19 protein-coding genes and 3 pseudogenes are annotated in these 20,545 nt (G+C 45.2%); 6 read left to right on the top strand and 16 right to left on the bottom strand.

Annotation, left to right across the window (positions count from 1 at the left end):
• Positions 1–147: 147 nt before the first annotated feature.
• Genes ACETPC_RS17420 through ACETPC_RS17410 form a run of 3 tightly spaced genes read right to left on the bottom strand, consistent with a single transcriptional unit; the run spans position 148 to position 3,321 of the window.
• The gene (locus ACETPC_RS17420; protein ID WP_380183510.1) at positions 148–789 is read right to left on the bottom strand and encodes a retron system putative HNH endonuclease; all 642 of its coding nucleotides are present in this window, start codon (positions 787–789) and stop codon (positions 148–150) included.
• Positions 786–2,378, bottom strand: coding sequence for an AAA family ATPase (locus tag ACETPC_RS17415; protein ID WP_380183508.1), 1,593 nt, complete (start codon positions 2,376–2,378; stop codon positions 786–788). The genes ACETPC_RS17420 and ACETPC_RS17415 overlap by 4 nt, the downstream gene beginning before the upstream one ends.
• Complete coding sequence (locus ACETPC_RS17410; RefSeq protein ID WP_380183506.1) at positions 2,359–3,321, bottom strand: retron St85 family RNA-directed DNA polymerase; 963 nt, start codon at positions 3,319–3,321, stop codon at positions 2,359–2,361. Before ACETPC_RS17410 ends, ACETPC_RS17415 begins: the two co-directional genes overlap by 20 nt.
• A gap of 687 nt (positions 3,322–4,008) precedes the next feature.
• Here ACETPC_RS17410 and ACETPC_RS17405 point away from each other — a divergent pair.
• Positions 4,009–4,599: pseudogene (locus ACETPC_RS17405) on the top strand (primase-like DNA-binding domain-containing protein); the annotation flags it as partial.
• A 182-nt stretch (positions 4,600–4,781) separates the two neighbouring features.
• Here ACETPC_RS17405 and ACETPC_RS17400 read toward each other — a convergent pair.
• Both ACETPC_RS17400 and ACETPC_RS17395 read right to left on the bottom strand, forming a co-directional pair.
• Entirely contained in the window at positions 4,782–5,612 is an 831-nt protein-coding gene (locus ACETPC_RS17400) for an ATP F0F1 synthase synthase (RefSeq protein WP_380183504.1), read from the bottom strand.
• A gap of 2 nt (positions 5,613–5,614) precedes the next feature.
• Positions 5,615–6,205: a hypothetical protein gene (locus ACETPC_RS17395; protein WP_380183502.1), complete on the bottom strand. Its 591-nt coding sequence runs from the start codon at positions 6,203–6,205 to the stop codon at positions 5,615–5,617.
• 994 nt (positions 6,206–7,199) lie between these two features.
• Here ACETPC_RS17395 and ACETPC_RS17390 point away from each other — a divergent pair.
• Positions 7,200–7,775, top strand: a pseudogene (locus tag ACETPC_RS17390) (primase-like DNA-binding domain-containing protein); the annotation flags it as partial.
• Between the two features lie 151 nt (positions 7,776–7,926).
• Here the strand turns inward: ACETPC_RS17390 and fhuE are convergent.
• Complete coding sequence (fhuE, locus tag ACETPC_RS17385; RefSeq protein WP_380183500.1) at positions 7,927–10,146, bottom strand: ferric-rhodotorulic acid/ferric-coprogen receptor FhuE; 2,220 nt, start codon at positions 10,144–10,146, stop codon at positions 7,927–7,929.
• A 463-nt stretch (positions 10,147–10,609) separates the two neighbouring features.
• Here fhuE and ACETPC_RS17380 point away from each other — a divergent pair.
• Both ACETPC_RS17380 and ACETPC_RS17375 read left to right on the top strand, forming a co-directional pair.
• Positions 10,610–10,770: pseudogene (locus ACETPC_RS17380) on the top strand (transposase); the annotation flags it as partial.
• 269 nt (positions 10,771–11,039) lie between these two features.
• The gene (locus tag ACETPC_RS17375; RefSeq protein WP_380183748.1) at positions 11,040–11,534 is read left to right on the top strand and encodes a DUF2778 domain-containing protein; all 495 of its coding nucleotides are present in this window, start codon (positions 11,040–11,042) and stop codon (positions 11,532–11,534) included.
• 549 nt (positions 11,535–12,083) lie between these two features.
• Here the strand turns inward: ACETPC_RS17375 and ACETPC_RS17370 are convergent.
• Complete coding sequence (locus ACETPC_RS17370; protein WP_380183498.1) at positions 12,084–12,302, bottom strand: hypothetical protein; 219 nt, start codon at positions 12,300–12,302, stop codon at positions 12,084–12,086.
• Positions 12,303–12,524: 222 nt separating this feature from the next.
• On the opposite strand from ACETPC_RS17370, the gene ACETPC_RS17365 reads away from it, so the two are divergent.
• Positions 12,525–12,974, top strand: a complete 450-nt coding sequence (locus ACETPC_RS17365; RefSeq protein WP_380183497.1) for a hypothetical protein — start codon at positions 12,525–12,527, stop codon at positions 12,972–12,974.
• A gap of 166 nt (positions 12,975–13,140) precedes the next feature.
• Here ACETPC_RS17365 and ACETPC_RS17360 read toward each other — a convergent pair whose 3' ends face one another.
• From ACETPC_RS17360 to ACETPC_RS17345, 4 genes are all read right to left on the bottom strand, one after another.
• Entirely contained in the window at positions 13,141–13,332 is a 192-nt protein-coding gene (locus ACETPC_RS17360; protein ID WP_380183495.1) for a hypothetical protein, read from the bottom strand.
• Positions 13,333–13,734: 402 nt separating this feature from the next.
• Positions 13,735–14,199 carry an Hcp family type VI secretion system effector gene (locus ACETPC_RS17355; protein WP_380183494.1) on the bottom strand — a complete coding sequence of 155 codons (465 nt, stop codon included), beginning with the start codon at positions 14,197–14,199 and terminating at the stop codon, positions 13,735–13,737.
• 500 nt (positions 14,200–14,699) lie between these two features.
• The gene (locus ACETPC_RS17350) at positions 14,700–15,116 is read right to left on the bottom strand and encodes a hypothetical protein (RefSeq protein ID WP_380183493.1); all 417 of its coding nucleotides are present in this window, start codon (positions 15,114–15,116) and stop codon (positions 14,700–14,702) included.
• A 17-nt stretch (positions 15,117–15,133) separates the two neighbouring features.
• Complete coding sequence (locus ACETPC_RS17345; RefSeq protein WP_380183491.1) at positions 15,134–15,388, bottom strand: hypothetical protein; 255 nt, start codon at positions 15,386–15,388, stop codon at positions 15,134–15,136.
• A 501-nt stretch (positions 15,389–15,889) separates the two neighbouring features.
• Between ACETPC_RS17345 and ACETPC_RS17340 the strand changes: the two genes are divergently transcribed.
• Positions 15,890–16,243 carry a hypothetical protein gene (locus ACETPC_RS17340; protein ID WP_380183489.1) on the top strand — a complete coding sequence of 118 codons (354 nt, stop codon included), beginning with the start codon at positions 15,890–15,892 and terminating at the stop codon, positions 16,241–16,243.
• A 523-nt stretch (positions 16,244–16,766) separates the two neighbouring features.
• On the opposite strand, the gene ACETPC_RS17335 is transcribed toward ACETPC_RS17340, so the two are convergent.
• From ACETPC_RS17335 to ACETPC_RS17315, 5 genes are all read right to left on the bottom strand, one after another.
• Entirely contained in the window at positions 16,767–17,186 is a 420-nt protein-coding gene (locus tag ACETPC_RS17335; protein WP_380183487.1) for a hypothetical protein, read from the bottom strand.
• The gene (locus tag ACETPC_RS17330) at positions 17,183–17,767 is read right to left on the bottom strand and encodes a hypothetical protein (protein WP_380183485.1); all 585 of its coding nucleotides are present in this window, start codon (positions 17,765–17,767) and stop codon (positions 17,183–17,185) included. Before ACETPC_RS17330 ends, ACETPC_RS17335 begins: the two co-directional genes overlap by 4 nt.
• 345 nt (positions 17,768–18,112) lie before the next feature.
• Positions 18,113–19,054 (bottom strand): sugar phosphate isomerase/epimerase family protein, encoded by a 942-nt coding sequence (locus tag ACETPC_RS17325; RefSeq protein ID WP_380183483.1) that lies wholly within the window; start codon positions 19,052–19,054, stop codon positions 18,113–18,115.
• Between the two features lie 19 nt (positions 19,055–19,073).
• Positions 19,074–19,502 carry a PTS sugar transporter subunit IIA gene (locus ACETPC_RS17320; protein WP_380183482.1) on the bottom strand — a complete coding sequence of 143 codons (429 nt, stop codon included), beginning with the start codon at positions 19,500–19,502 and terminating at the stop codon, positions 19,074–19,076.
• A 19-nt stretch (positions 19,503–19,521) separates the two neighbouring features.
• Positions 19,522–20,532, bottom strand: coding sequence for a Gfo/Idh/MocA family protein (locus ACETPC_RS17315; RefSeq protein ID WP_380183480.1), 1,011 nt, complete (start codon positions 20,530–20,532; stop codon positions 19,522–19,524).
• Positions 20,533–20,545 lie beyond the last annotated feature (13 nt).

Below are 20,545 nucleotides of genomic sequence, written 5' to 3'. Positions count from 1 at the left end.
AGGCCGGTTTTTTTAATATGCGATGCAATTATTAACATCTGTTAAATTCAGAAATAAATAGATAGCTAATAATTTTACATAAAGTTTAAAACGCACCCTAACAAGGTATCTAAAATTCAAAGAAACAAAAATTAAAAATCAAAATACTCATGCAACCGCCAATCTAGACAAAAGGTAGCTTTCTATTAGACCACAATATGCATTCAGTTGCCCTTGCGGATTAACAGCCATTAATTCATCTAACAATCGCCTTAATTCGGCTTTAGTACGGCGCTTTCCTATTTTACACGAAAGCTTAGTTCGCAAAAACTCATAAACTCGGGATCTATTCTGTACAAGTCGCGCATTATTAAGATTTAATACCGTATCAATCTGTCTTGAAAACTCGTCATCTGTTGAGTGTAGTTTACCTTGTCCACCATATTTGATAAGTTCATTAATTCTGTCTTGTGGTCGACTAGGATTGTATTTAAGAGATTGACTTCCTTTACGACTGTCACAGGTCTGATTAACAAACTTCTCTCCCTCTCCTCCCTTGCAACAGCCCAAGAGATTAGAATAATCAAGCTGAAGCGCTGAGTTGCCAGCCTGAGATGCCCAATGCTCTACTTTCATATTATCAGCGGTTATTCTCGTCATACAGTAAGCGCAAAGGTGCCCTTGTTCTCTCAACAAAGATAATCTTACCGCATTCTTTACTGGCGTAAAATTCTGCCCATCATATTCTCCACCGGCAGCGCGATAAGTGGTTAGTAAACGAGGTTCAGTACCTTTTTTTATACCTCTCATTCCTCATCCCATCCTTGAATATCAATGTCAAGTTTAGCACTAATTAGTTCAGGAATTTCTCCATTGAGTTCTATTTCCATTGCGGCAATTTTCGACTTTGCCTCTTCAATTTTTCCGTCAGATATGAGCATAAAAATTCGATCAATTTTTTCCTGAACTTCGGGTGAGCGATCTAAATTCAAACTATCAGTTTTCATAATTTCATTGAGAACTTGATTGGATGTTAAACCATATGACTGCTTTGGAGAAGAACAGGTAAATTTATTATCATCATCTTTGCCGAGCATAAATATTTGATCATGCACCACCTCACTGATAATTTGTGGTGAGTGGGTTGAAACTATAAACTGGCAGTTAGGAAAAACAGCATTAAGTTTTTTCAAAACAGTCCGTTGCCATTCTGGGTGAAGGTGCAAATCAACTTCATCAATCAGAATAATCCCGGCTGTGTGTAAAGGTTTTTGGGATAATGGGTTAAGAACCATCATTCGCCTACAAATATCAAGAACAAGCGCAAGCAATGATTTTTCGCCCTGAGATAGTTGAAGAACATTAATTTTCCTATTGTTCTTTTCAACTGAAATATGAAGCGAAGGCTTTAGCTCAACTCTCAGGTTTTGAAAATCTTCCATAAACAATGACACTGTATCATTTATTATTTTTAGCGCTTTCCTTGCTCCACTGCTTTCTTTCTTACCCTGACCAGACTTAATATTATTAATTAATTCACTTAGGGATTTCCGAGAGTCTTCGTCTGATAAAGCTAGCTTTTCCAGTGTAGCAAGCACTGAAGGGGAAACTTGAGTATCATTAACTTTCTCATGCTTAACTAAATCATCAAGACGCTTATACCAACGGAAAAATCCTTTAAAATCGGCTTTACCTGCAAGAGAACCAGTATACCCATCGAAGCGATTATAAATATCTGTAGAAGATATTTCATCAAACTCAGCCACGTCTCTTGAGTTTATATCTGTGGATCGCATCACGCCATAACATGCTAAAAGTGGAAGTTCGAAATGCTCATTTTTTTCGCAAGCTAATTTGTATAAATGACCCAATGTAGTGAAATCAGAATAATAACTTTTTTTATTAACAACACTTCCATCCTCGACTTCGCACAGTTCGAGAGTGGAGCTATAATCTTTTTTTAGTTTAACATTTGCTATAACTGAGCTATAGCCATCATTATTGCCAAGGGTAATATCCGCCTTATCGATATCCTTCCCCCTTCCGCCTTTGTGAACAATGCGTTGTATAAGCCAACCAAGACTGATTGAAATAGCGTCTAATACAGTAGTCTTACCCGCCCCGTTATTGCCCACCAATACCTGAATTTTATTTTTCTCAAGATTAATATTAAGGCGATCTACAATCCTGAAATTAATAATGGACAATTGAGATAGTTTTAAACTCTGTTGACTAAACTGTTTCAAAGCTAAATCAAGGTGTTCATTTGCCTTATCTAAATCCTGCTTTAAAAATTTTCCGCTACTATAGTTTAAATACAATTGATAAGAAGCAGCAATATCTCCGTTTCGAGATTTTATAGCAAGCTTATTGAATTTTTTATTTTCTATAGGTTCCATCTTCCTTCCTTAGCTTGAGTAAATCTAAGACGGTCTCTTGAGAGTACTTCTTAGACATTCGGAGTCTAAACTCAGGTTCAATATAAATAGCAAATGATAACAAACCTTGTAGATAATAAGTCACCTCAGGTTCAAGCAAGCCTAATTTATACTTATGAATTAGAGAGGAAATAAACCTCTTTCGCTCGCGGCCCACTGACAATGTGCCTTGTGTAGTTAATGTTATTCCAGTTATATGCCGATTGTGAGCTCGAGAAGTATATATAGTCTTACGATCGTTCAATGTTATTCTATTAGAATAGTTCTTGTTTAGAAAGGTTCTCACTTCATCGGGCAATGTGAATAAAGCATTTTTATGGCGAGTTGAAAATGTGAGATCATCGGCATAACGAGAGTACACTATCTCACGTTGCTCACAAAGACTGCTAAACGCCTTATCAAAGAGATACATAATTATGTTCGATATGAGCGGTGAGCTAGGAGCACCAACACTCAAAGAAAGTCTACCAGACTGACTTTTAGCTTTATTCCAAAACAAACCTTTTGTGAGTAATCTTTCCTCCGCAACAGATAAATCATACCCACTCCATTTGCATGCCATAAAAAGCAGATCGGGAGTAATACTGTTAAAGAAATCTGAAAAATCTAATTTAAGAATATAAGGATTATCAGAATGCATTTTCGCATTATGTTTAATTCCATACCCTTTTTTATAGGCTAAAGCACTTTTATGGATTAGAAAGTGGGCTTCTAAAACATTTATTAGCTTGTGTTGAAAAGCCTTAAGCTCACTTGATGGATGAGCAATGATTCTCTCTCCACCGTTACGCTTAGGAATGCTGTATACCTTATAACGGTTAGGTGCGTTGTATAGGAAGTTGTCGATTTGCCTGCGATTACGTGGCTGAATTTCGGTCAGTTTCGCGTAGAGGTTGAGGCGCACCCTAAATCCTTTGATAGTCATAGACAGTTAAGATTGTGGCAAACTGAGTGATCAGTTTGCCACTGCCCTTTACTAAAGGATGCGGTAGTTGTTCTCCGCAGCCGCGAACACTTGGAGCGGCTGCGGAGAACAACTACCGCAACCACGATACTTTACAATAAGTTAGAGTCTGGCTAATCGCCCGACTAGACGTAAACGCCTGCACGCTAAAGGACCTTATGAGTTTACTTTATTAGATACTTCACATCAATGCCCTCACCATTTTGCATCTCTGACAACGAATCGTATTTTCTGTCTCAGCTGTCGTGAGCACTCCTAGTGCACACTGGTGTGCATCACACCACAAGCCGTTCACTATTTAACGCCATGAATTCAATAAACAAAAACCAAAGGTGAAGGGTGTGAACACTTTTCCATAAAATCATTTTATTTTTGGATTTAGCACCGGGCATTCGATATCCTTGCCATATCGTTACGAGGTGTGAGATCCCATAATTGGTACACGTTTAGGTACACACACCAAAGTTGAATTGGCTAAAAACACTTAATTTCATAAGGTTGCGAATTCTCTTCAGATTCCGCTAGCTCGATGGTACCAGAACCATTCGATGAAGTCCTGAAAGCCCACATGGCGTAAGCCCTGCGGGCTTTTTTGTGTTTGTAATTACTCGATACCTCGCTGGTTAAAGCTACATTCCGGTGGTGATTCTGGCGGTGACCAACAAATCGATGTACTTCAGCGACCGCAGTGGCAGCGTGTAACGTCGCCGCGTCAATCTGTCATTTCCGAACGTGATTCCGGCAAACGAACGTTATCCAAAGCTACTTGAGAAGATTGCCGGTGAGCTGGCGGTTATCGTGCGCCACCTGATGCAGCGCTTCACCCGGCCGGACGACGCCCGTGCGCTGTTACAGGCGCAGCGGTCGTCAGAGGAAGCGCTGGAAATCAAGCGCAGCGCCGACCCGCTGGTCGACTTCTGCGGCTACCTGACGCCGCTGAGCACGCCGACCGGACTGTTTATCGGCAACGCCAATATCCGGCCGATGAACCCGCGCCGCTACCTCTATCACGCCTACCTGTCCTTTATGGAGGCCAGAGGCCATCAGCACCCCATGAGCCTGACGGCATTCGGCCAGGCGGTGCCGCAGACGCTGAAGGAGTACGAGATAGAACTGCTGAAGCGCAAGACAAAGAACGGCATCCAGACCAGCCTGGAGCTGAGCGAGGACTGTGAGGCTGACTGGCTGCCGCGCTGTGATGCATTAATAATCCAATGAATACCAAACCGGCTCCGGCCGGTTTGTGCCATGAGCGGTCATGATTAATATTAAGATGTCTTATTCAGCGGCGAGGGGATCAACAGACCACTATCTTCACAAGCATTAAATATTAAAAGACCGGGTAAACCAACCCGGCCCAAACCTTATAATGTATATCATTTTATTATTAATTAATTTTATCAAATAGCCTGAACTGAATTAGCAAGCCGTTTTTCTTGTCCAAATGGTGTTGTATAAAAACGTTGTTCAATACCGTAAAGCAAATATTTTAATTCATCATCATTATTTATCGCAAAAGTCTCAGACTCCAAATCGAAACTTACCTTTTCTCGACAATAATCATTAATATATACAAGCATCTCCGCCTTTTCTGCTGGAGATAAAGTAGCCAGCGTATCCATTGCAAGAGCAACTCGCTTCCTGTTCGGCTTAGATACTTTATTCACATCATATCCCTGTGAAAGACTGATGAAGGTCTCGGAAAGAAATTGAGTCACCTCTTCCTTTGTTGCTTCTTTAAAGAGTATGTCAATACCCTGAAATATACTACTTATAGTAGCCAAGTCTCTAAAAATTAACCTATCATCTCCTTTAAAATATACTGCATCAGGAAATTCATTTATAACAAGACGATTTTCATTATTTTCAACAACTACAGCATCGCCAAAAGAAAGGGTTTTTTTCCTTATCATTTGTGATGGGGTTACCTTTTGGAAATAAAAATCACTATCCTGAACAGACATGATGTAAGCAATACTGGAGAACTGAGGTTTCGTCAAAACTAAGAACTCCTTTGAGTCAAAATCAACCTTGAGTATGTCTAAACAATAGCTTTGCTCACTAAAGGCTTCAATTTTAAACCATGCTTCTTCATCCAAATTATGGTCAGGATTATAAACTACACAGTTTCCATCTGTAACAACGACTGGGGGATAGAGAGTGAAATCTGACAGCAATTTACAATAAGGATTTTTGCGCAGCTTTTTGACTTTCGCGAATACATTATTCATTGTCATTTCCTTTCAATAAATGTGTAGTCATTAATTCTGAACACCTGAGGAATAACGATCTGCCTAGGTGTTTTATATTTATATTTGCTAATAAGAAAGATGCAAGCGCCACCTTTAGTCTGTATACTATAAAACTCGTAACGAAAAACTAAAAATAGCGGATTAAAATATAGAGCCTGAGACAAAAAGGTAAAAATAAATAAAACGCTATAAACAAAAAACAAAGAGCTCCAACTTGAAATGCTTAGCGCCACAAAAAAATACCCCAAATAACTGGGTAAGAAACTATTATTTGCATGTTCAATGCTTACTGCATCACCTTCTTGAAAATCGTCCGTGCTTAGACCACGACTGAGTAAGATGCTTAAACCGGTGAGCAGCACAGGAATCATGAGATACAAAAAATATGATATGAATGGGTGCCAGTCACTTAAAAAGCCAACCTGTGGATAAAATTGCAGGAAATATCCCAGCGTGTACTTTTTCTGAACAAAAAAGACTATAACTAACAAAGATGTAGCATTGAAAGTTAGCAACAGCCTGAAAAGTATGTTAACTATGGCGCGCCTCCTGTGAGCAAGAACAGGGTACATTTAGTGGCTTATGTACCAAATCTCTTTTGTAAATTTTTGTGGATTGAATTCCTGCTGTTTAAAAGCAGCGAAGTAATACCAGCATAATGCAGAAAATCTCTGTATACCAACTATTACGTTATCGATTAGATTGAGCTCTTCAAACTTCTTACTAATTCAATAGGTTGGACGTCATCGCCTCCCGGGCAGGCATAAAGTCAATCGCTCAAAACGATTTTCAATAATTCTAGCGTACCGATTAAAACGCTGAAGTCTGCTTATCACAATTGAGCCGCTCTCCATTGGTTATGGCTCTGATGTTTAGCAGATATACCTCAATTTCAAAGCAATTGCTGTCACCGCCATACTGTTCGATAACAGCGATTCACTTCCGCTTCTCGCTCAAAGCAGTCGTTCGGCTTAGGCAATAAGCGATGTGCAAAGTAGTAACTACTTAATACTATATTCAGCCTAACTAATATTCACCGAGGTGTGAAGCTAACTAGGGGCTTCAGTGCAATACATAACTATATGAAAAACCAAGCTGGTCAGACCAAATTTTACGTCTTAAGATGAACAGTGTTCACCTTGGATGAAGAGTAGTGAATAGTACTCGCTTAAGTGATCACCATTTAAGTTATTGATAATAAATGATTAAAATCAAAGGTGAACAGGGTGAACACTTTTACGTAAAATCTTTTTTTGAGAGTTGCGAAAAATCACAGCTTGAAAATTACTCATTCACATGAAGGCGTCACGTCATTATCTTTGATAACTTTTATGGGCCACAGCGAACGACAACATGTTTCAACTGTCTATGCGTAGTCACTAACTATTAACCTGTTGAAAAGCCACAGACGAAACGGCATTGGTATACGCTTAGGTATACCAATCAAAGTTGAGTTCACAGAAAACATTTAAAAACATAAAGTTGAAGGAAAAAATCAGATTCCGCCAGCGCGTAAGCCCTGCGGGCTTTTTTGTGTTTGTAATTACTCAATACCTCGCTGATTAAACCTGCATTACGGCAGTAGTACTGGCGATGAACAACAATCCGATGTGCTTCAGCGAACACAGCGCGACGACTCCCGTCGCCGGGTTATCCTGCCGTTCCCGGACGTGAAACCGGCAAACGAGCACGTCCCGCAGCTGCTGGACAAGATTGCCGGTGAGCCCGGCCATTATCGTGCGCCACATGATGCAGCGACTTACCCGACCTGATGATGCCCGCGAACTGCTACAGGCGTAGTTGTCTTCAGAAGAAGCGCAGGAAATCAAGCACAGCCCGACCCGCTGGTCGATTTCTGCTGTTATCTGACACACTGAATACCTCGACCGGGCTGTTTACCGGCAACGCGAATATACGGCCTATAACCCGCGCCGCTATCTGTATCACGCCTACCTGTCATTTATGGAGGCCAGAGGCCATCAGCATCCCATGAGTCTGACGGCGTTCGGTCAGGCGGTGCCGTAGACGCTGAAGGAGTCCGAGACGGAATTGCTGAAGCGCAAGACAAAGAACGGTCTCCAGATCAGCCTGAAGCTGAGCAAAGACTTTGAGACCGACTGGCTGCCGCGCTGCGATGCATAAATCATACGAAAATACCAAACCGTCTCCGGCCAGTTTGCGCCATAAGCGGAAATTGTTACAGCGGCTTGGCTTCGTTAGCGGAAAGCGGATCGGATTATTCCTGAGCAACAGTTATGATTCAAAAAGCTGGCCCCAGCGGAGCCAGCTGAAATCAGAAGCTGTAATTAACGCTCACTGAATAGTTTCTTGGTTCGTTGAATGCCACACCGCCCGACGGATTGGTGTTGTATTCACGATCGAACAGGTTTTTGATATTCCCCTGTACAGACAATTCTCGAGTGACCTGATAGCGCGCAAACAGGTTTGCCAGCGGATAGCTTCCCTGATAAATACGCTCGGTTACACCTGATGGATTGGTCGCTTCCTTATAGGTGCGGTTCTGCCAGTTAACGCCTCCGCCTACAGTCAGCTCAGGCAGCACAGGCAGATTGTAGCTGGTGAACAGCTTCAGGCTTGTTTGCGGCATATAAGGGTTGGTGCGATCGCCATCCGCGTCTTTCGCCACATAGCGTGTGGCACCGAACGTTAGCTTCAGGTTGTCTGTGACGGCACCGTTGATTTCAAAGTCCACGCCACGACTCACAACGCCTTTAGACGCTTTATAGGCGTTTTCGCTGCTGTTATTAACGTACGTATCGCTCTGAATCTGGCCCAGGTTATCCTGCTCAATACGAAATATTGACAGGCTCGCCGTGATACGGCTGTTATCCCAGTCGCCTTTAATACCCGCCTCGTAGTCCTTACCGGTCACCGGCTTCAGATAATTACCCTGCTGGTCACGATAAGTCTGCGGCTGAAAAATAGAAGTGTAGCTGGCAAAGGCAGAGTAGTTCTCGTTGATGTCATACACCAGGCCGCCGTATGGCGTAATGTTGTTCTTCTCCATATCCGCCGACGTGCCGTGCGCGCTGTACTGGGTATAGCGTGCACCAACGATAAGAGAGAGCGGATCGGCCAGCGAGAATCGCGCCGCGGCGTAGCCCGCTTTTTGCCGGATAGTATCCTCTGAGGAAAGGGCCCATGCTGGCCAGTCAGGCTCTGCCACATCGCCATTCCAGCTGTTCCAGTCGCCAATTTCCGCCGGAGAGAGTATAGAAGTTGAGTACAGGTAGCGGTTGCGCTGGCGGCTGTAATCCACACCCGCGACCAGCTGGTGCTGTCGACCAAACAGCTCAAACGGCCCGGTTGCATAAGCATCGACCGCCGTCTGGGTGCGAAGCCCCTTGTACCACCCGGCATATCCGTAGCCACTGCTATTCAGTATGCCGGTAGTCTGGTCCGGATATCCCGTCACATAAAGCAGCTTGCTGTCGAAGTCGGACTCAGTATGCGTGCCGTTAACACGCACCTGCCAGCCGTTTTCGAAATTTGTCGTCAGGTTCGCGAAGACCTTACGAGACAAAATATTGTAGTGCGTCCAGTCGGCAGAAGGATTATCGCCACGATCGTACTGAATTTTGCTGCCGTTGCTGTACCAGGTAGGCAGGCCGCCCCAGGTTGGACCATCGGTGTTGCGTGACTGATAATCGTATCCCAGGTCCAGCGTGGTGTTATCGGTGAGGTCTGCCGCTACGGTGGCATACAGGAACTTCTTACGTTTGTGATAACGGTCAACCCAGCTATCCTGATCCTGATATCCTGTTACCACGCGGCCGCGCAGCGTGCCGGATTCATTCAGCGGGCCGGACAGGTCGGCAACATAGCGCTGATTGTCCCAGCTGCCGTAGCTTGCGGAAAGATTGCCGGCAAAAGTTTTGCTGTCGGCCTTCTTCCGGATCATATTTATAGCTGCGCCTGGATTACCAGTCCCGGTCATTAATCCCGTAGAGCCGCGCACGACATCAATGCGTTCATAGATTGCAGAATCACCGTCGGTTTCACCAAAGTTCCACGCGCCAGTTTGTGTGGAAGGAATGTCATCGTAGGTATAGTTGTTGATGTAAAAACCACGGGAATAGAAGTCCACGCGCTCGGAGTCATTCTGTGAGGCCGAAATGCCGGTAACGTTCGCCAGTGCATCGCCCACGTTTTGCAGGTTCTGATCCTTGATGCGCTGCTGCGTCAGCACGCTGACCGATTGCGGAATATCACGCTGGGTCAGATTCAGTTTGGTTCCGGCGCGTGTTGCCGGAACGGTATAAGCCTGCGCGGGACTTGATGCACTGTCACCGCTGGTCTCAGCGGTGACTACCAGCGACTGCTCTTTACGGATGTCACTTTCCGCGGCTGAACTTTCTGCCGCCACAGCGGCCTGAATACTGACGGCATTTGCAATGCAAAACGTCAGTAATGAATAACAAAATGTCTTAGTAATTCCTTTGGTACCTGGTATGGCGATGATGCGGACTCCTGCTATCTCATTGAAAGACATGCAAATACCTCTTTATATTATTGTTTATACTTTTTATTCGCCGGTCATATGTGCCGTTTATAAAGAGTGCATATAAACGCGAGTAAACCGGTAAATCGCGCATCATAGTAAATACAAATGATATTGATTGCTATTTCTATTAGTGAAAAGCATCTCCCTTGCTTTCGGTTACCCGCGTAAGCTGATTTTGAGTCTGTATCAACAGGCGTTCTGTAAGGCCAGGTAACACAGCCGTTCACCTTCAGATACCGAGCCTATTTCGCCGAACCACCTCCTTTCCCTGCCTGGCGAAGTTGGCTGGTTTTGCCGGTTAGCGCAGTCGGGCTGACGCGCTCCGAAAGGGGCCATAAAGGAGGTTATGCAAAACTTAGCTGTGTGCTAAAAGTGAGCTCTTCCCTTTAAACAATACCGGGTTAAAGTAGTGATTCTGGCATTTCATTGTCTTGAAAAAAGACTGAATACGATGAAAAAGAGCCGTTATACCGAAGAAGAAATTGCTTTTGCCCTAAAACAGGCCGAAACCCGCCCCGTGTCGTAGAAGTGTGCCAGCAAATGGGCATTTCCGAAGCCAAGTTTTACAACTGGAAGAAGGAATTTGGCGGCATGGACTTCACCGAACTGCGCCCTTCTCCGTCAATTTTGTTGCTTTGCCTGTAGGTCGTGCCAATGTTGTCTTAGCGTGCCATATGCCCTTCTGTATACTTTTTTTAGATAGCAAATAGAGAACAAATCGAATTATTACATACAGTGATTATATGTTTACTTGATAGTAAAAAGGTCAGATATTGAACGCGCTGACGGGTGCGCTATCGCTTTGACGTTTTGCACGACGTAACGCCTGCCAGTTGCTGCTTTTGATAAAAGGAGAAATTATGTTATAGGGAAGATTTACAATCAATAATGCAGATTATGCACCGCTACATATAGACGGCGTCGGCACATTTCAGGCTTATTCAGGAAATGGAAGATACAGGAATAAAACGGGATTTACACATATAGCAATTAATGGGCCACTTCCAACAGGACGATATTATATAGTGGACAGACCAACTCGAGGGGCAAAAGGAACCTTATATAACATTGCTCATGATTCCTGGTCATGGCCGACTTCAACACCAGTAATTAAAGGGGAATGGTTTGCATTATACAGCGATGATTGCAGGCTTGATGACAAAACTTTTATAAACGAAGTTGAGCGCGGCAGTTTTCGTTTGCATCCGCCTGGGCCAGCCGGGATTTCTCTGGGTTGCATTACCCTACGCCATCGATCTGACTTTCTATTTATCCGACAAGCCTTACTTGCCACCACTTGCGGAAAATTGACTAACGGGCTTAAATGCTATGGTGAAATCGATAAGAGCTGTAGACGACAGGAAGTTAACTTGTGATTAAAATTTTAATATGTGGAATAAGCCTGTCAATCCCACAATTATTAACAAGGGTTTATTTTTATAATTACATGATGAATGAGCATACAGGAGAAATGACGCCGGAATGGTTTAACAGGCTCGAAGCTGCAGCCCATTTTTTGGGGTATACAGATTTAGAAGGTTTTATTGGAATAACCTTCTGGTTAATAAATATACTCCTATCAATTATATTATACATAATGCTTATTAACATGGTTAGGCATTATAAAGCCCGGCAATAGCCGGGCCCCATTATCTTTTCAACAGCTGTAGCACGATATTCTCGGCTAAATCTGGCTCATTACCTGATTTAATAAGCCCCAATCTCTATCACATTTTCTGCCCATGCAGCAAAACCTCGTGAACCCGTTTTCAGCCACTATCCATGCAAAGCCAAATGGTTAAAGCTGCCAAAAGATTCGCATGCAAATGGATATCAAATTCAACGCCTGTGCAAAACCTCGCCTGACCAGTTCTGGTTAGCCGTTTCAGGCGTATGAGCGGTGATGGGTTACAAACTGGCAGACGCTAACGCGCCTTGCCAGCCAAACGCAGCACCAGCCCAATAAAGAGCATTGCAATACCAGAAGCGTATATAGGGAACCAGCGTGCCCACCAGTTTGTTGAAAACAGCGGCGCGCTATTGGCATTGCTGGCGGCGAAGCTGCCATAAATATTCAGGGTTAAGGCTATTGCAAGGCTAATGAGGCCGATAAAAACCAGTAGGTTTGAAGTTCGAATCATCATCTTCTTCCTGTCCAGGGATCGTTAAACTCTGTAACCATTGTCGTCGAAAACACCTCTTACGTAGTAAGTTTTATCAACACTAATTTAGTGTTTCAGATTCAGGCGATGCCAGAAGGTTTGGCTACTATGGCTTCCCCTGACAGGCACTACAAAGCGTTTCTTATCACTTTGCATTTGCCCTAAACTGACAGACGCAACGGCCTGCAAGGCCCCAGGAGGATAATGAACGTCACCGATGCGATTGCATTGTCTGTTGTCACTCATGCAGGAAAACTTACACAGACGCGCAGCGAAGTCCTGCTTAACGGGAGTTCTACCGGGTTGTTAGTTGCCGGGAAGGTGCCCGAAGCAGCCGTTCAGGTAGCCGATAATCGTTATCTGCTGTTTATTACCGATGATGTGATTTTTGAAGAAAGCCTGAACGTTATCCTGATTGATCTGACGCTTGGCATACTCGACAGGCTGGAGCTGGGCCAGCAATACGCCACCGGTAGCTTTGCCGATTTATGCCTCGAGGCAAACAGCGCCAGCTTTCGCTTTATTGGCGACAACCTCTGGACGGTAAGTATTTTGACTCGTCCCGCGCTCAGACTGCCTTTTAGCGATCCTGCGGGTGTATCTCGTCCTGTGGGATTTAAAAAATATCTCAGGATATCGGTAAGGGCTGAATGAGACTGGTACTTGATTTCTAACCAGTAGATGACTTGTCGGATTGCCGGGCAAAACCTGCACGCCGTTCTTAATCACCCCTTGGTTTGTAAAATGCTACGGGCTTTACGCAGCCGATATCGTTTGTTGGATTACCGCCCGCCGGTTTCTTGCGGGCGGCTTTTTCCCTTTACGCGGTCAGCAGCTCATCTTCGCTGGCAAAACAGACGCTCAGCATTTGAAGGCGTTCCAGCAATACCCAGTGCAGCGTATCGCGGACAAGCGGATTGGTGAGTTCTGTGATGCTCCAGGCCAGCGCGAGGCACTGGTCGCAGAGTTCGCGTGTATCGGTGGGGATTGCGTCATACAGTTGATGATTCATAATGTATCTCCGATTCAATTAGATACTACCATCCCTGAAACGCCAATTTCTTTGGGAGGTAGACTGAGCAGGGTTGGCGTTCCGGTGAATCGGCTCCGGCGCTTCCAAAGAAGCCCCTACCCAGTCCACCATGGATTATGCACGAAAATATTTTTTCATACACAAGCACGTGCCTGGTTTTGACATCATAGCTGTTTGCATTTTCTAAGATGCCGCCGATTCAGTATGCGGAACGCCAATTCCGCCACCGGATTTTGCCGGTGCCGTTGCAGTCTACGCCCGTGAATTTGTCCTCTTCAATAGCTATTTCTGGTCCTGTTGCAAAACTGGAATGCGCTACGCAAAATATTGCAACTGGCAGTGAAATAAGGAATTATCTCTAACCTTTGCTTCTTTTAGAAGTCAGAAGTATGAGGTTGAATTTTTAATATCCCAGCCCATTCGTGTTTCAGCACCTTTGCCGCCCAGAGCACTTTGCTCCCAATATTGAAATTTTACTTTGTCAGATTCAAACTCATATTCAACATTTGTTATTGCTCCGTGATCCGTGAAGAGCACTTCCACGAGAATGGCATTCTCTAATGTAATCTTGTAATACTCTATTTGTCCATTACCCGCTTTACAGGCTGATAAAACCACGCTTCGAATCCTGTTGCCATTTGAAGTAAATAACAAAGCGCCTGCTGTTGTTTTGTCAACCTGGCAATGCACTGTTAAATTATGATAGTTAGCACCCCCTTTTCCTCCTGGCGTAACGGCCACTCTTTTTACTCCCCAGGAATATGCATTTACATCTGTCCATTCTGAATGGTCGGCATCTTTAGACTCACCTTTAATACCATCAATTTTCAAGAAAATAGTATTCATTGCATCTCTTCCTTCTGTTTACCCTGTCCTTTAAGTAAATCCGTAATTTATGGCCACTATCTTTAATAAAGAAAAATTATCAAAGGTTGAGTACTGCGCTCGTTTCCTTCATATAAAACCCTTGTTAAAGAAAAATCATTGCACTAATTAAACAGCATACAGACTCTGATAACAGGTTTGTCTGAATTTGGCTTTTTATCCATACCAGTAAATTACCAACCTCTTTCAGGAAACTATAATCAGTTACAGGATTTAATTAACCATATTCCATCGATATTTTCACGTCAGGAGAATTAAAACCCCTGCCTTTTATGATCACCCTTTATAAAAGCAAGGAAAAAATAGCCCCTGCCAAATTGCAAGACTATTTGATGATGAATTTGCACCTAAATATAGTCACAGTTGGCATTTAAACCACATGAGTTCCTGATAAAGTTAATAAAACCAAAAAACCTGCTAAATTTTGATATGTTTCTGACGTCTATCGCTAAAATTAATCATTACCTTCCTGATATTTTATTTAAATGAACCTTACTCTCTTTTTTGTCTGCATACAGATAAAATTCACTTCCGCTATCATCAGGTTTTTTCCATACTTCGTTTTCTGTTATGCTATGCCTCTCCCGTTTATATCCTTTAGAGTGCAAAAACGCCCTGATTTCCTCTGTATCGCTTGTTTCTTCAAAAACGATTTCATTAGCAGGTGCATAGCCGTCACCTGGGTAAGAAACAAAGTAATAATGCTTCGATATTCTGGGAACGCTGGCAATGTCCTTATCAGTAAGCATACGATATTTTATAAAATCTTCCTCATGGTAAACTATTTTTTCATCGAAGTTAAAAATAAACTTAAAAAACCCTGTCCATAAAGCAAATATGATGACAGAAAAGATAACAAAGTTAGTTGACGGTTTCATTTTCGATGCCTGTAAAATTAATTTCTGTTCCGTCGTGAGTTAAAAACCCTACCATACCGGAGAAGAAATCTTTCCAGGACGACACCCGCGCCATAAATTTCCGTAAAAGCGTTTACCCCTTGCTCTCCTGCTATAATCTGCTGTTTTAAAGAGATAATATCTTTTCCCAGAGCGTGCCCCATATCTATCCAACCCAGTACTTCAGTATACACAAGCCCATATCCGAGCTGGTTGAATTTGGAACCATCTGCAATATCACTTCTTTTACTCACAACTAATCTCCTTTTAGTCGAATATATTAAGTAACCAACCTATTTTATAATGAAAGTAACTTTCATTGCACATTTTTTATACTAAGAATAACTCCTGGATAGCTGTTCTCTGTTAAGCCCTTATCAACTTAGTTATGGAAGTAAGCAAACAGCCTCTAAATTTTGTACTTTGCAGTACCTACTTATCCAGCGATCTTGCAGACTATGTTCACTGTTCCGCGCTTTTCAACAGATGTTGCTGGCGCTGATCCAAACTGTTGTTCTCAATTTCACCATCGCCTGCCAAAACCGCTGCGGTAAAGGTTTTTAGCGTCCTGATTTCGCTTTTCCGCGCTCACTTTCCCTGCCTTTATCCCTGCTTTTCTTTCTCGGGCCGCTGGACGCCAGGCAAATCCGCCCATTTCTACTATGCTGAAAATACAGTTTATTCCTAAGGCGAGGCGACCAAAGCCGTGCCATGCTTAACTACACAACGGATCAATAACGTTTGGTGAGGATATTATGAAAAAAACGATCATCGCACTTTCTGCTCTTCTGCTGGCTTCTCCTATTTTTGCCGCCACACACGCAACGGACGATACCGTAGCCGCCGCTAACGAAGGCGCTAACACGGCCAAAGAGAAACTGCACCAGGCGCAGGATCAGGGCAAAGAGCTGAAGCTCAAGTCTGAACACGCTGCGGAAGGTAAAAGCAACAGTACTTCCAGCAAAGTAAGTGAAGGCACGCAGAAAGCGTGGCACAACACTAAAGAAGGCACCGAGAAAGGCTGGGATGCGACCAAAGAAGGTACGCAGAAAGGCTGGAACAAGACTAAAGAAGGCGCCAGCGACCTGAAGAAAAAAGTCACTGACTAATCGCCTGTTTTGAACAAGCTGAAGGCCGCAATTGCGGCCTCAGACTGCTGACAAAGCTAAAAAAGCTTGAGTAAACATCTGTTTTATTACAGCAACTCTGCAGCTTGATAGCGGCAGAGGCAGAGCGGATAGGCGGGGCGCATGGACGCGCCAACCGAGCCCACAGGGACCGTGTTCACGGCGTGTCCGTGTCCCGATCTGCCTCTGCTGCTCTGCCACTGACTTTAAACGCGACCTGGGGCTTGTCATCAATCTCAGGCCGCAATCACGGCTTTTTGTTTTTGCAGGCAAAACTTCCCCAACCCTCTTCACACTTTTCTGCTCAATTTTTTCCCTGGCTGGCACAGTAATCATAACTCTTTCAAACTGCTGACAAACTTAAAGCGATAGAGGGCCTGTGGCTGGAGCAAAGCATTACGGGCCATGGACGGCCCGTACTGAGCTGCCACGGATGGCGCTTTTTGCGTCTTTGCGGAAGACACAGGCTCTCTTGAGCCTGCACCGGCATACTTTGTCATCAACCTCACAACTCTTTGCATTTTTTTATCGCTAAGCAGGCTATCAAGGTTATGACCGTGCCCAGAGTGAGAGCAGCCGGTACGCCGGGCTCATAAAAGCGTTGGCCGATTGTGCAGTCTGCCTGATGGAAATGCTTCACGACAAAGGTCGCTAAAAAAGTTAGCGCCAGAGCAAGAATATTTAGCGTGATTATCTCTTTAGTGCTTAACGTCATTTTGCGCATGATAATAAAGCTGATAGCGGCATAAATCGCAAACACAGCGCCATTGATTATGCTGGCGTAAAATACAAAGCTGATTTCGGTAAAGTTGATTTGAACGCAGTCGCGGCTAAAACATAACAGCGAAAAATAGCCCAGGTAGCCGACAGCAAACCAGCCGGTTAGCAGCAGCGGAAAAACAAGCTTATGCCCGTTGATTTTCATAGCGCTACTCCTGCATTAACCAGATCCCTCATCAGCTTACATAAAGCCATTTTATCCTTTATCCTCATCAGCTCCCGGGTTCTTTTATTGTATTTCGCTATTGCGGTCGGGGTTTCCAGGCCGCCGCTATCCATAAAGAACCGGCTGCTTTTACTGCCGTAAAGCAGGATCTCCGGCACGGGATCCCTGCCAAAATTGATAATCCTGGGCAGTCTGGCTATCCTCGGTTTGCTCAGAGAGGGCGGCATGTCGATCAGGTCGGAATCCGGCAGCAGCTGTATAGAGGCCAGCGAGCCTGCAAAAACAATGCTGTAGAGGATTTTCCCTGTGCTTTTGGTTTCAACCGGCGTACCAAACGCATATTTGATTTTTTGCCACAGCGTGGTGTTGGCAGGATCCAGTTTTACGCCGTTCATATACATATCCTGCTGCCCGGAGACGCTGATGACCATCCGGTGTATCTGTGCCAGAGAAGGCGAAACCATGCCGACAGATAAAGATTTTGGAATAAGATTATTCCTTGGGTAAATGCGTTCAATAATAAAATAGATACCCGTAGGCTGTACCAGTGATAGCTCCATCTATCCCTCCAATAAAAAAATAAATTTACTGCATCCTTTTGCGAGCCTGCGCCCCGTGCCATAAGCGCAGTTAACTTATACAATAAAATTCCTCGCGATAAAAGCAGGATAATAATAATTTAAAAACGAGTAACTAAAACATATAAACTGACCTGGTAATTAAAAAGGCAGGTATTTAATGGAGTTAGTGGAGGGATGTTATTTTAACTCTATGATAATTTTTAATTCAGCGGTAATTCATTTAATGCGATAAGTAACCGACCATATTGGATAGTACGTCAAAAAACAGGATCCTGTTGCAGAAACGCTTATCTGGCAGCCCCATCCGAGGCTGCCTTTTACAGTTTATCGGCTGATACTGGCGTTCAGCGCGTCAATCGAGGTTTGCAGCCCGGCCTCAACGCTCATGGTGAGATCTTCCATCTCCAGCGAAACATAGCCGTCGTAGCCGGTCATGCGCAGCACGGAGAAAAACTCTTTCCACCACTGCAAATCTTTGCCGCAGCCTACCGCAACGTAATTCCAGGTTCTGGATTTGGTTGCTGTGACCGGCTGCGTTTCCAGCAGGCCGTCAATATCCGCCAGGCCGCGTTCGATACGCGCATCTTTACCGTGTACGTGGAATACCGCGCCTTCCAGCTTCCTGGCGGCGGCAATCGGATCGGCACCCATGGCGATCAGATGCGAAGGATCAAGGTTGATCCCTATCATGGGATCTACCGCATTGCGCAGCTTCAGCAGCGTGGACGGGTTATAAACCAGCTGGCTCGGAAACTCTTCAATCGCGATTTTTTCAATTCCGTGCTGTTTGGCATGCTGCACAAACTTTTTCCACCAGGGAATAGCCACCTCATCCCACTGCCAGGCCAGCGCGCCAGGCATATAATCCGGCCAGGAAACCGTTGAGGTGATCCAGTTCGGGATTTTGTCTTCCGGGCCGCCGCCCGGCAGGCCGCTCATCATCACTATTTTTTTCACGCCCAGCTTGCCTGCCAGCTCTACCGCTCTGTAGCTGCTGCGCGTGTGCTTTTCGCCCAGTTCGCCCGGCGCAAGTGGATTGCCGGAGCAGTTTAGCGCCACGATTTCCATATCGCGCTTTTCCAGCTGCTGGCGGAAAGCAGCCAGTTTTTCTGCCGAGGCCAGCAGCTCTTCGGTAGCGACATGCGGACAGGGCGACCAGCCACCAGCCGTCATTTCCACGCCGTAGATTCCATAGCTTTTTACCCGATCCAGCATTTCAGCAAAAGGCAGGTTAGCCAGCACGTCGGTACAAAGTGCAAGTTTCATGTTTATTCCTCAGATCCCGTCAGGGTTGCTCAAACTGCGTAATGAAATCCGTTTTGCTGGTGGCCTGGACCAGCAGCGTGGTTTTCCACTCGTCGCTCAGCAGATCGGCGAGAGCAGCAATAACCTGAATATGCTCGTTTTCCTTTGCCGCTACCGCCACGACGATAAAAGCGACTTTCCCCTTGCCCCAGCTAACGCCCTGCGGGAACTGGAAAACCTGAAAGCCGGTTTTGATCACCAGATCGATACTTTCTTTGGCGCAGTGCGGCAAAGCGATGCCCGCGCCGAGATAAGTTGATAAGCTGTTTTCACGCGTCTGCATGGCAGCGAAAAAGCCATTTTGCACATAGCCGCCCCGCTCTAACGCTTCAGCCGCCTGGCGGATCGCCTCATTTTTTGACGAGGCCTGGCAATTAAGAAAAAGATCCTGCTGCGAAAGTTTCAGCATCGTCAGCTCCTGTTCACGGCTAGCGATAGAGCGCCGGGCGCGGCGGCACGGTGACCTCATGCTTCAGGCCATCTTTTAACGAGGCGAGCCCTGCATCGCAGACCAGCGCGACGACATAGCCATCCCAGGACGAGGGGCCGCTCATCTCCCGGCCGCTGCTGATATTGTCGATAAAGTTTTGCACTTCACGGTCATAGGCGGTGGCGAAGCGTTCCATGCAGGTTTTTGCCATGTGCCGCCCTACTCCGTTGGCCGAACGCGTAACGTGCAGCGCCTGTTCGGTAAGGCTGGCGATAGCGTTTTCACCAATGACCTCGCAGCAGATGTCATAGCCGTAGTTGCAGTTAACGAAGAGCTCGTCGTCAATGCGTACGCCCGACTCCGTTTCAAAAATCACAATCAGCGGATCCTGTAAATGCGGCAGCGCGCGGCTGGTCTTTTTACGCGGCTTGTCCACGCGCACCGAGACGATATTTTCATTGAGCAGGTAGCGAATGATGTCGATTTCGTGCGTGGCCGAATCGTTAATCGCCATCTCCAGCGTATAGCTTTCCGGCACTGACGGATTACGGTGCGCGCAGTGCATCAGCAGGATATCGCCCAGCTCGCCGGAATCGATGCTCTGCTTCAGCGCGATATAGCCCGGGTCGAAGCGGCGCATAAAGCCCAGCTGCAGCAGTCTTTTGCCATACTCCGTTTCCGCTTCGATGATTGCTTTTGATTCCGCAGCGGTCGGCGTCAGCGGTTTTTCGCAAAATACCGGCTTGCCGGCTTTGATGGCGGCCAGGATTTGCTCTTTGTGCACCGGCCCAATGGAGCAGATAAAGATGGCGTCCACCGTTTCTGAATTGATCATTTCGATGGCGTCATAGAAAGCAGTAGCCTGATACTGCTGCGCCAGCGTATCCGCCACGCCGCTGTTGATATCGCATACCGCCGTCACTTTGGCGTTGTTAATTACCGTACTAAAGCGCTGCAGATGGTCGCGGCCAATCATGCCCAAACCAATTAACCCAATATTTACTGGCATAGCGTTTACCTCA

The sequence above is a fragment of the Pantoea sp. sgz302252 genome (genome assembly GCF_042610525.1).
Lineage (GTDB): Bacteria > Pseudomonadota > Gammaproteobacteria > Enterobacterales > Enterobacteriaceae > Erwinia.
This window is presented reverse-complemented; position numbering and strand designations above follow the sequence as displayed.

Bases quoted from the DNA above. Each gene is read 5' to 3' on its own strand.
- ACETPC_RS17420 (WP_380183510.1), bottom strand. From the start codon at position 789: ATGAGAGGTATAAAAAAAGGTACTGAACCTCGTTTACTAACCACTTAT.
- ACETPC_RS17415 (WP_380183508.1), bottom strand. From the start codon at position 2,378: ATGGAACCTATAGAAAATAAAAAATTCAATAAGCTTGCTATAAAATCT.
- ACETPC_RS17400 (WP_380183504.1), bottom strand. From the start codon at position 5,612: ATGAATAATGTATTCGCGAAAGTCAAAAAGCTGCGCAAAAATCCTTAT.
- ACETPC_RS17395 (WP_380183502.1), bottom strand. From the start codon at position 6,205: ATGTACCCTGTTCTTGCTCACAGGAGGCGCGCCATAGTTAACATACTT.
- fhuE (WP_380183500.1), bottom strand. From the start codon at position 10,146: ATGTCTTTCAATGAGATAGCAGGAGTCCGCATCATCGCCATACCAGGT.
- ACETPC_RS17370 (WP_380183498.1), bottom strand. From the start codon at position 12,302: ATGATGATTCGAACTTCAAACCTACTGGTTTTTATCGGCCTCATTAGC.
- ACETPC_RS17365 (WP_380183497.1), top strand. From the start codon at position 12,525: ATGAACGTCACCGATGCGATTGCATTGTCTGTTGTCACTCATGCAGGA.
- ACETPC_RS17360 (WP_380183495.1), bottom strand. From the start codon at position 13,332: ATGAATCATCAACTGTATGACGCAATCCCCACCGATACACGCGAACTC.
- ACETPC_RS17355 (WP_380183494.1), bottom strand. From the start codon at position 14,199: ATGAATACTATTTTCTTGAAAATTGATGGTATTAAAGGTGAGTCTAAA.
- ACETPC_RS17350 (WP_380183493.1), bottom strand. From the start codon at position 15,116: ATGAAACCGTCAACTAACTTTGTTATCTTTTCTGTCATCATATTTGCT.
- ACETPC_RS17340 (WP_380183489.1), top strand. From the start codon at position 15,890: ATGAAAAAAACGATCATCGCACTTTCTGCTCTTCTGCTGGCTTCTCCT.
- ACETPC_RS17335 (WP_380183487.1), bottom strand. From the start codon at position 17,186: ATGAAAATCAACGGGCATAAGCTTGTTTTTCCGCTGCTGCTAACCGGC.
- ACETPC_RS17330 (WP_380183485.1), bottom strand. From the start codon at position 17,767: ATGGAGCTATCACTGGTACAGCCTACGGGTATCTATTTTATTATTGAA.
- ACETPC_RS17325 (WP_380183483.1), bottom strand. From the start codon at position 19,054: ATGAAACTTGCACTTTGTACCGACGTGCTGGCTAACCTGCCTTTTGCT.
- ACETPC_RS17320 (WP_380183482.1), bottom strand. From the start codon at position 19,502: ATGCTGAAACTTTCGCAGCAGGATCTTTTTCTTAATTGCCAGGCCTCG.
- ACETPC_RS17315 (WP_380183480.1), bottom strand. From the start codon at position 20,532: ATGCCAGTAAATATTGGGTTAATTGGTTTGGGCATGATTGGCCGCGAC.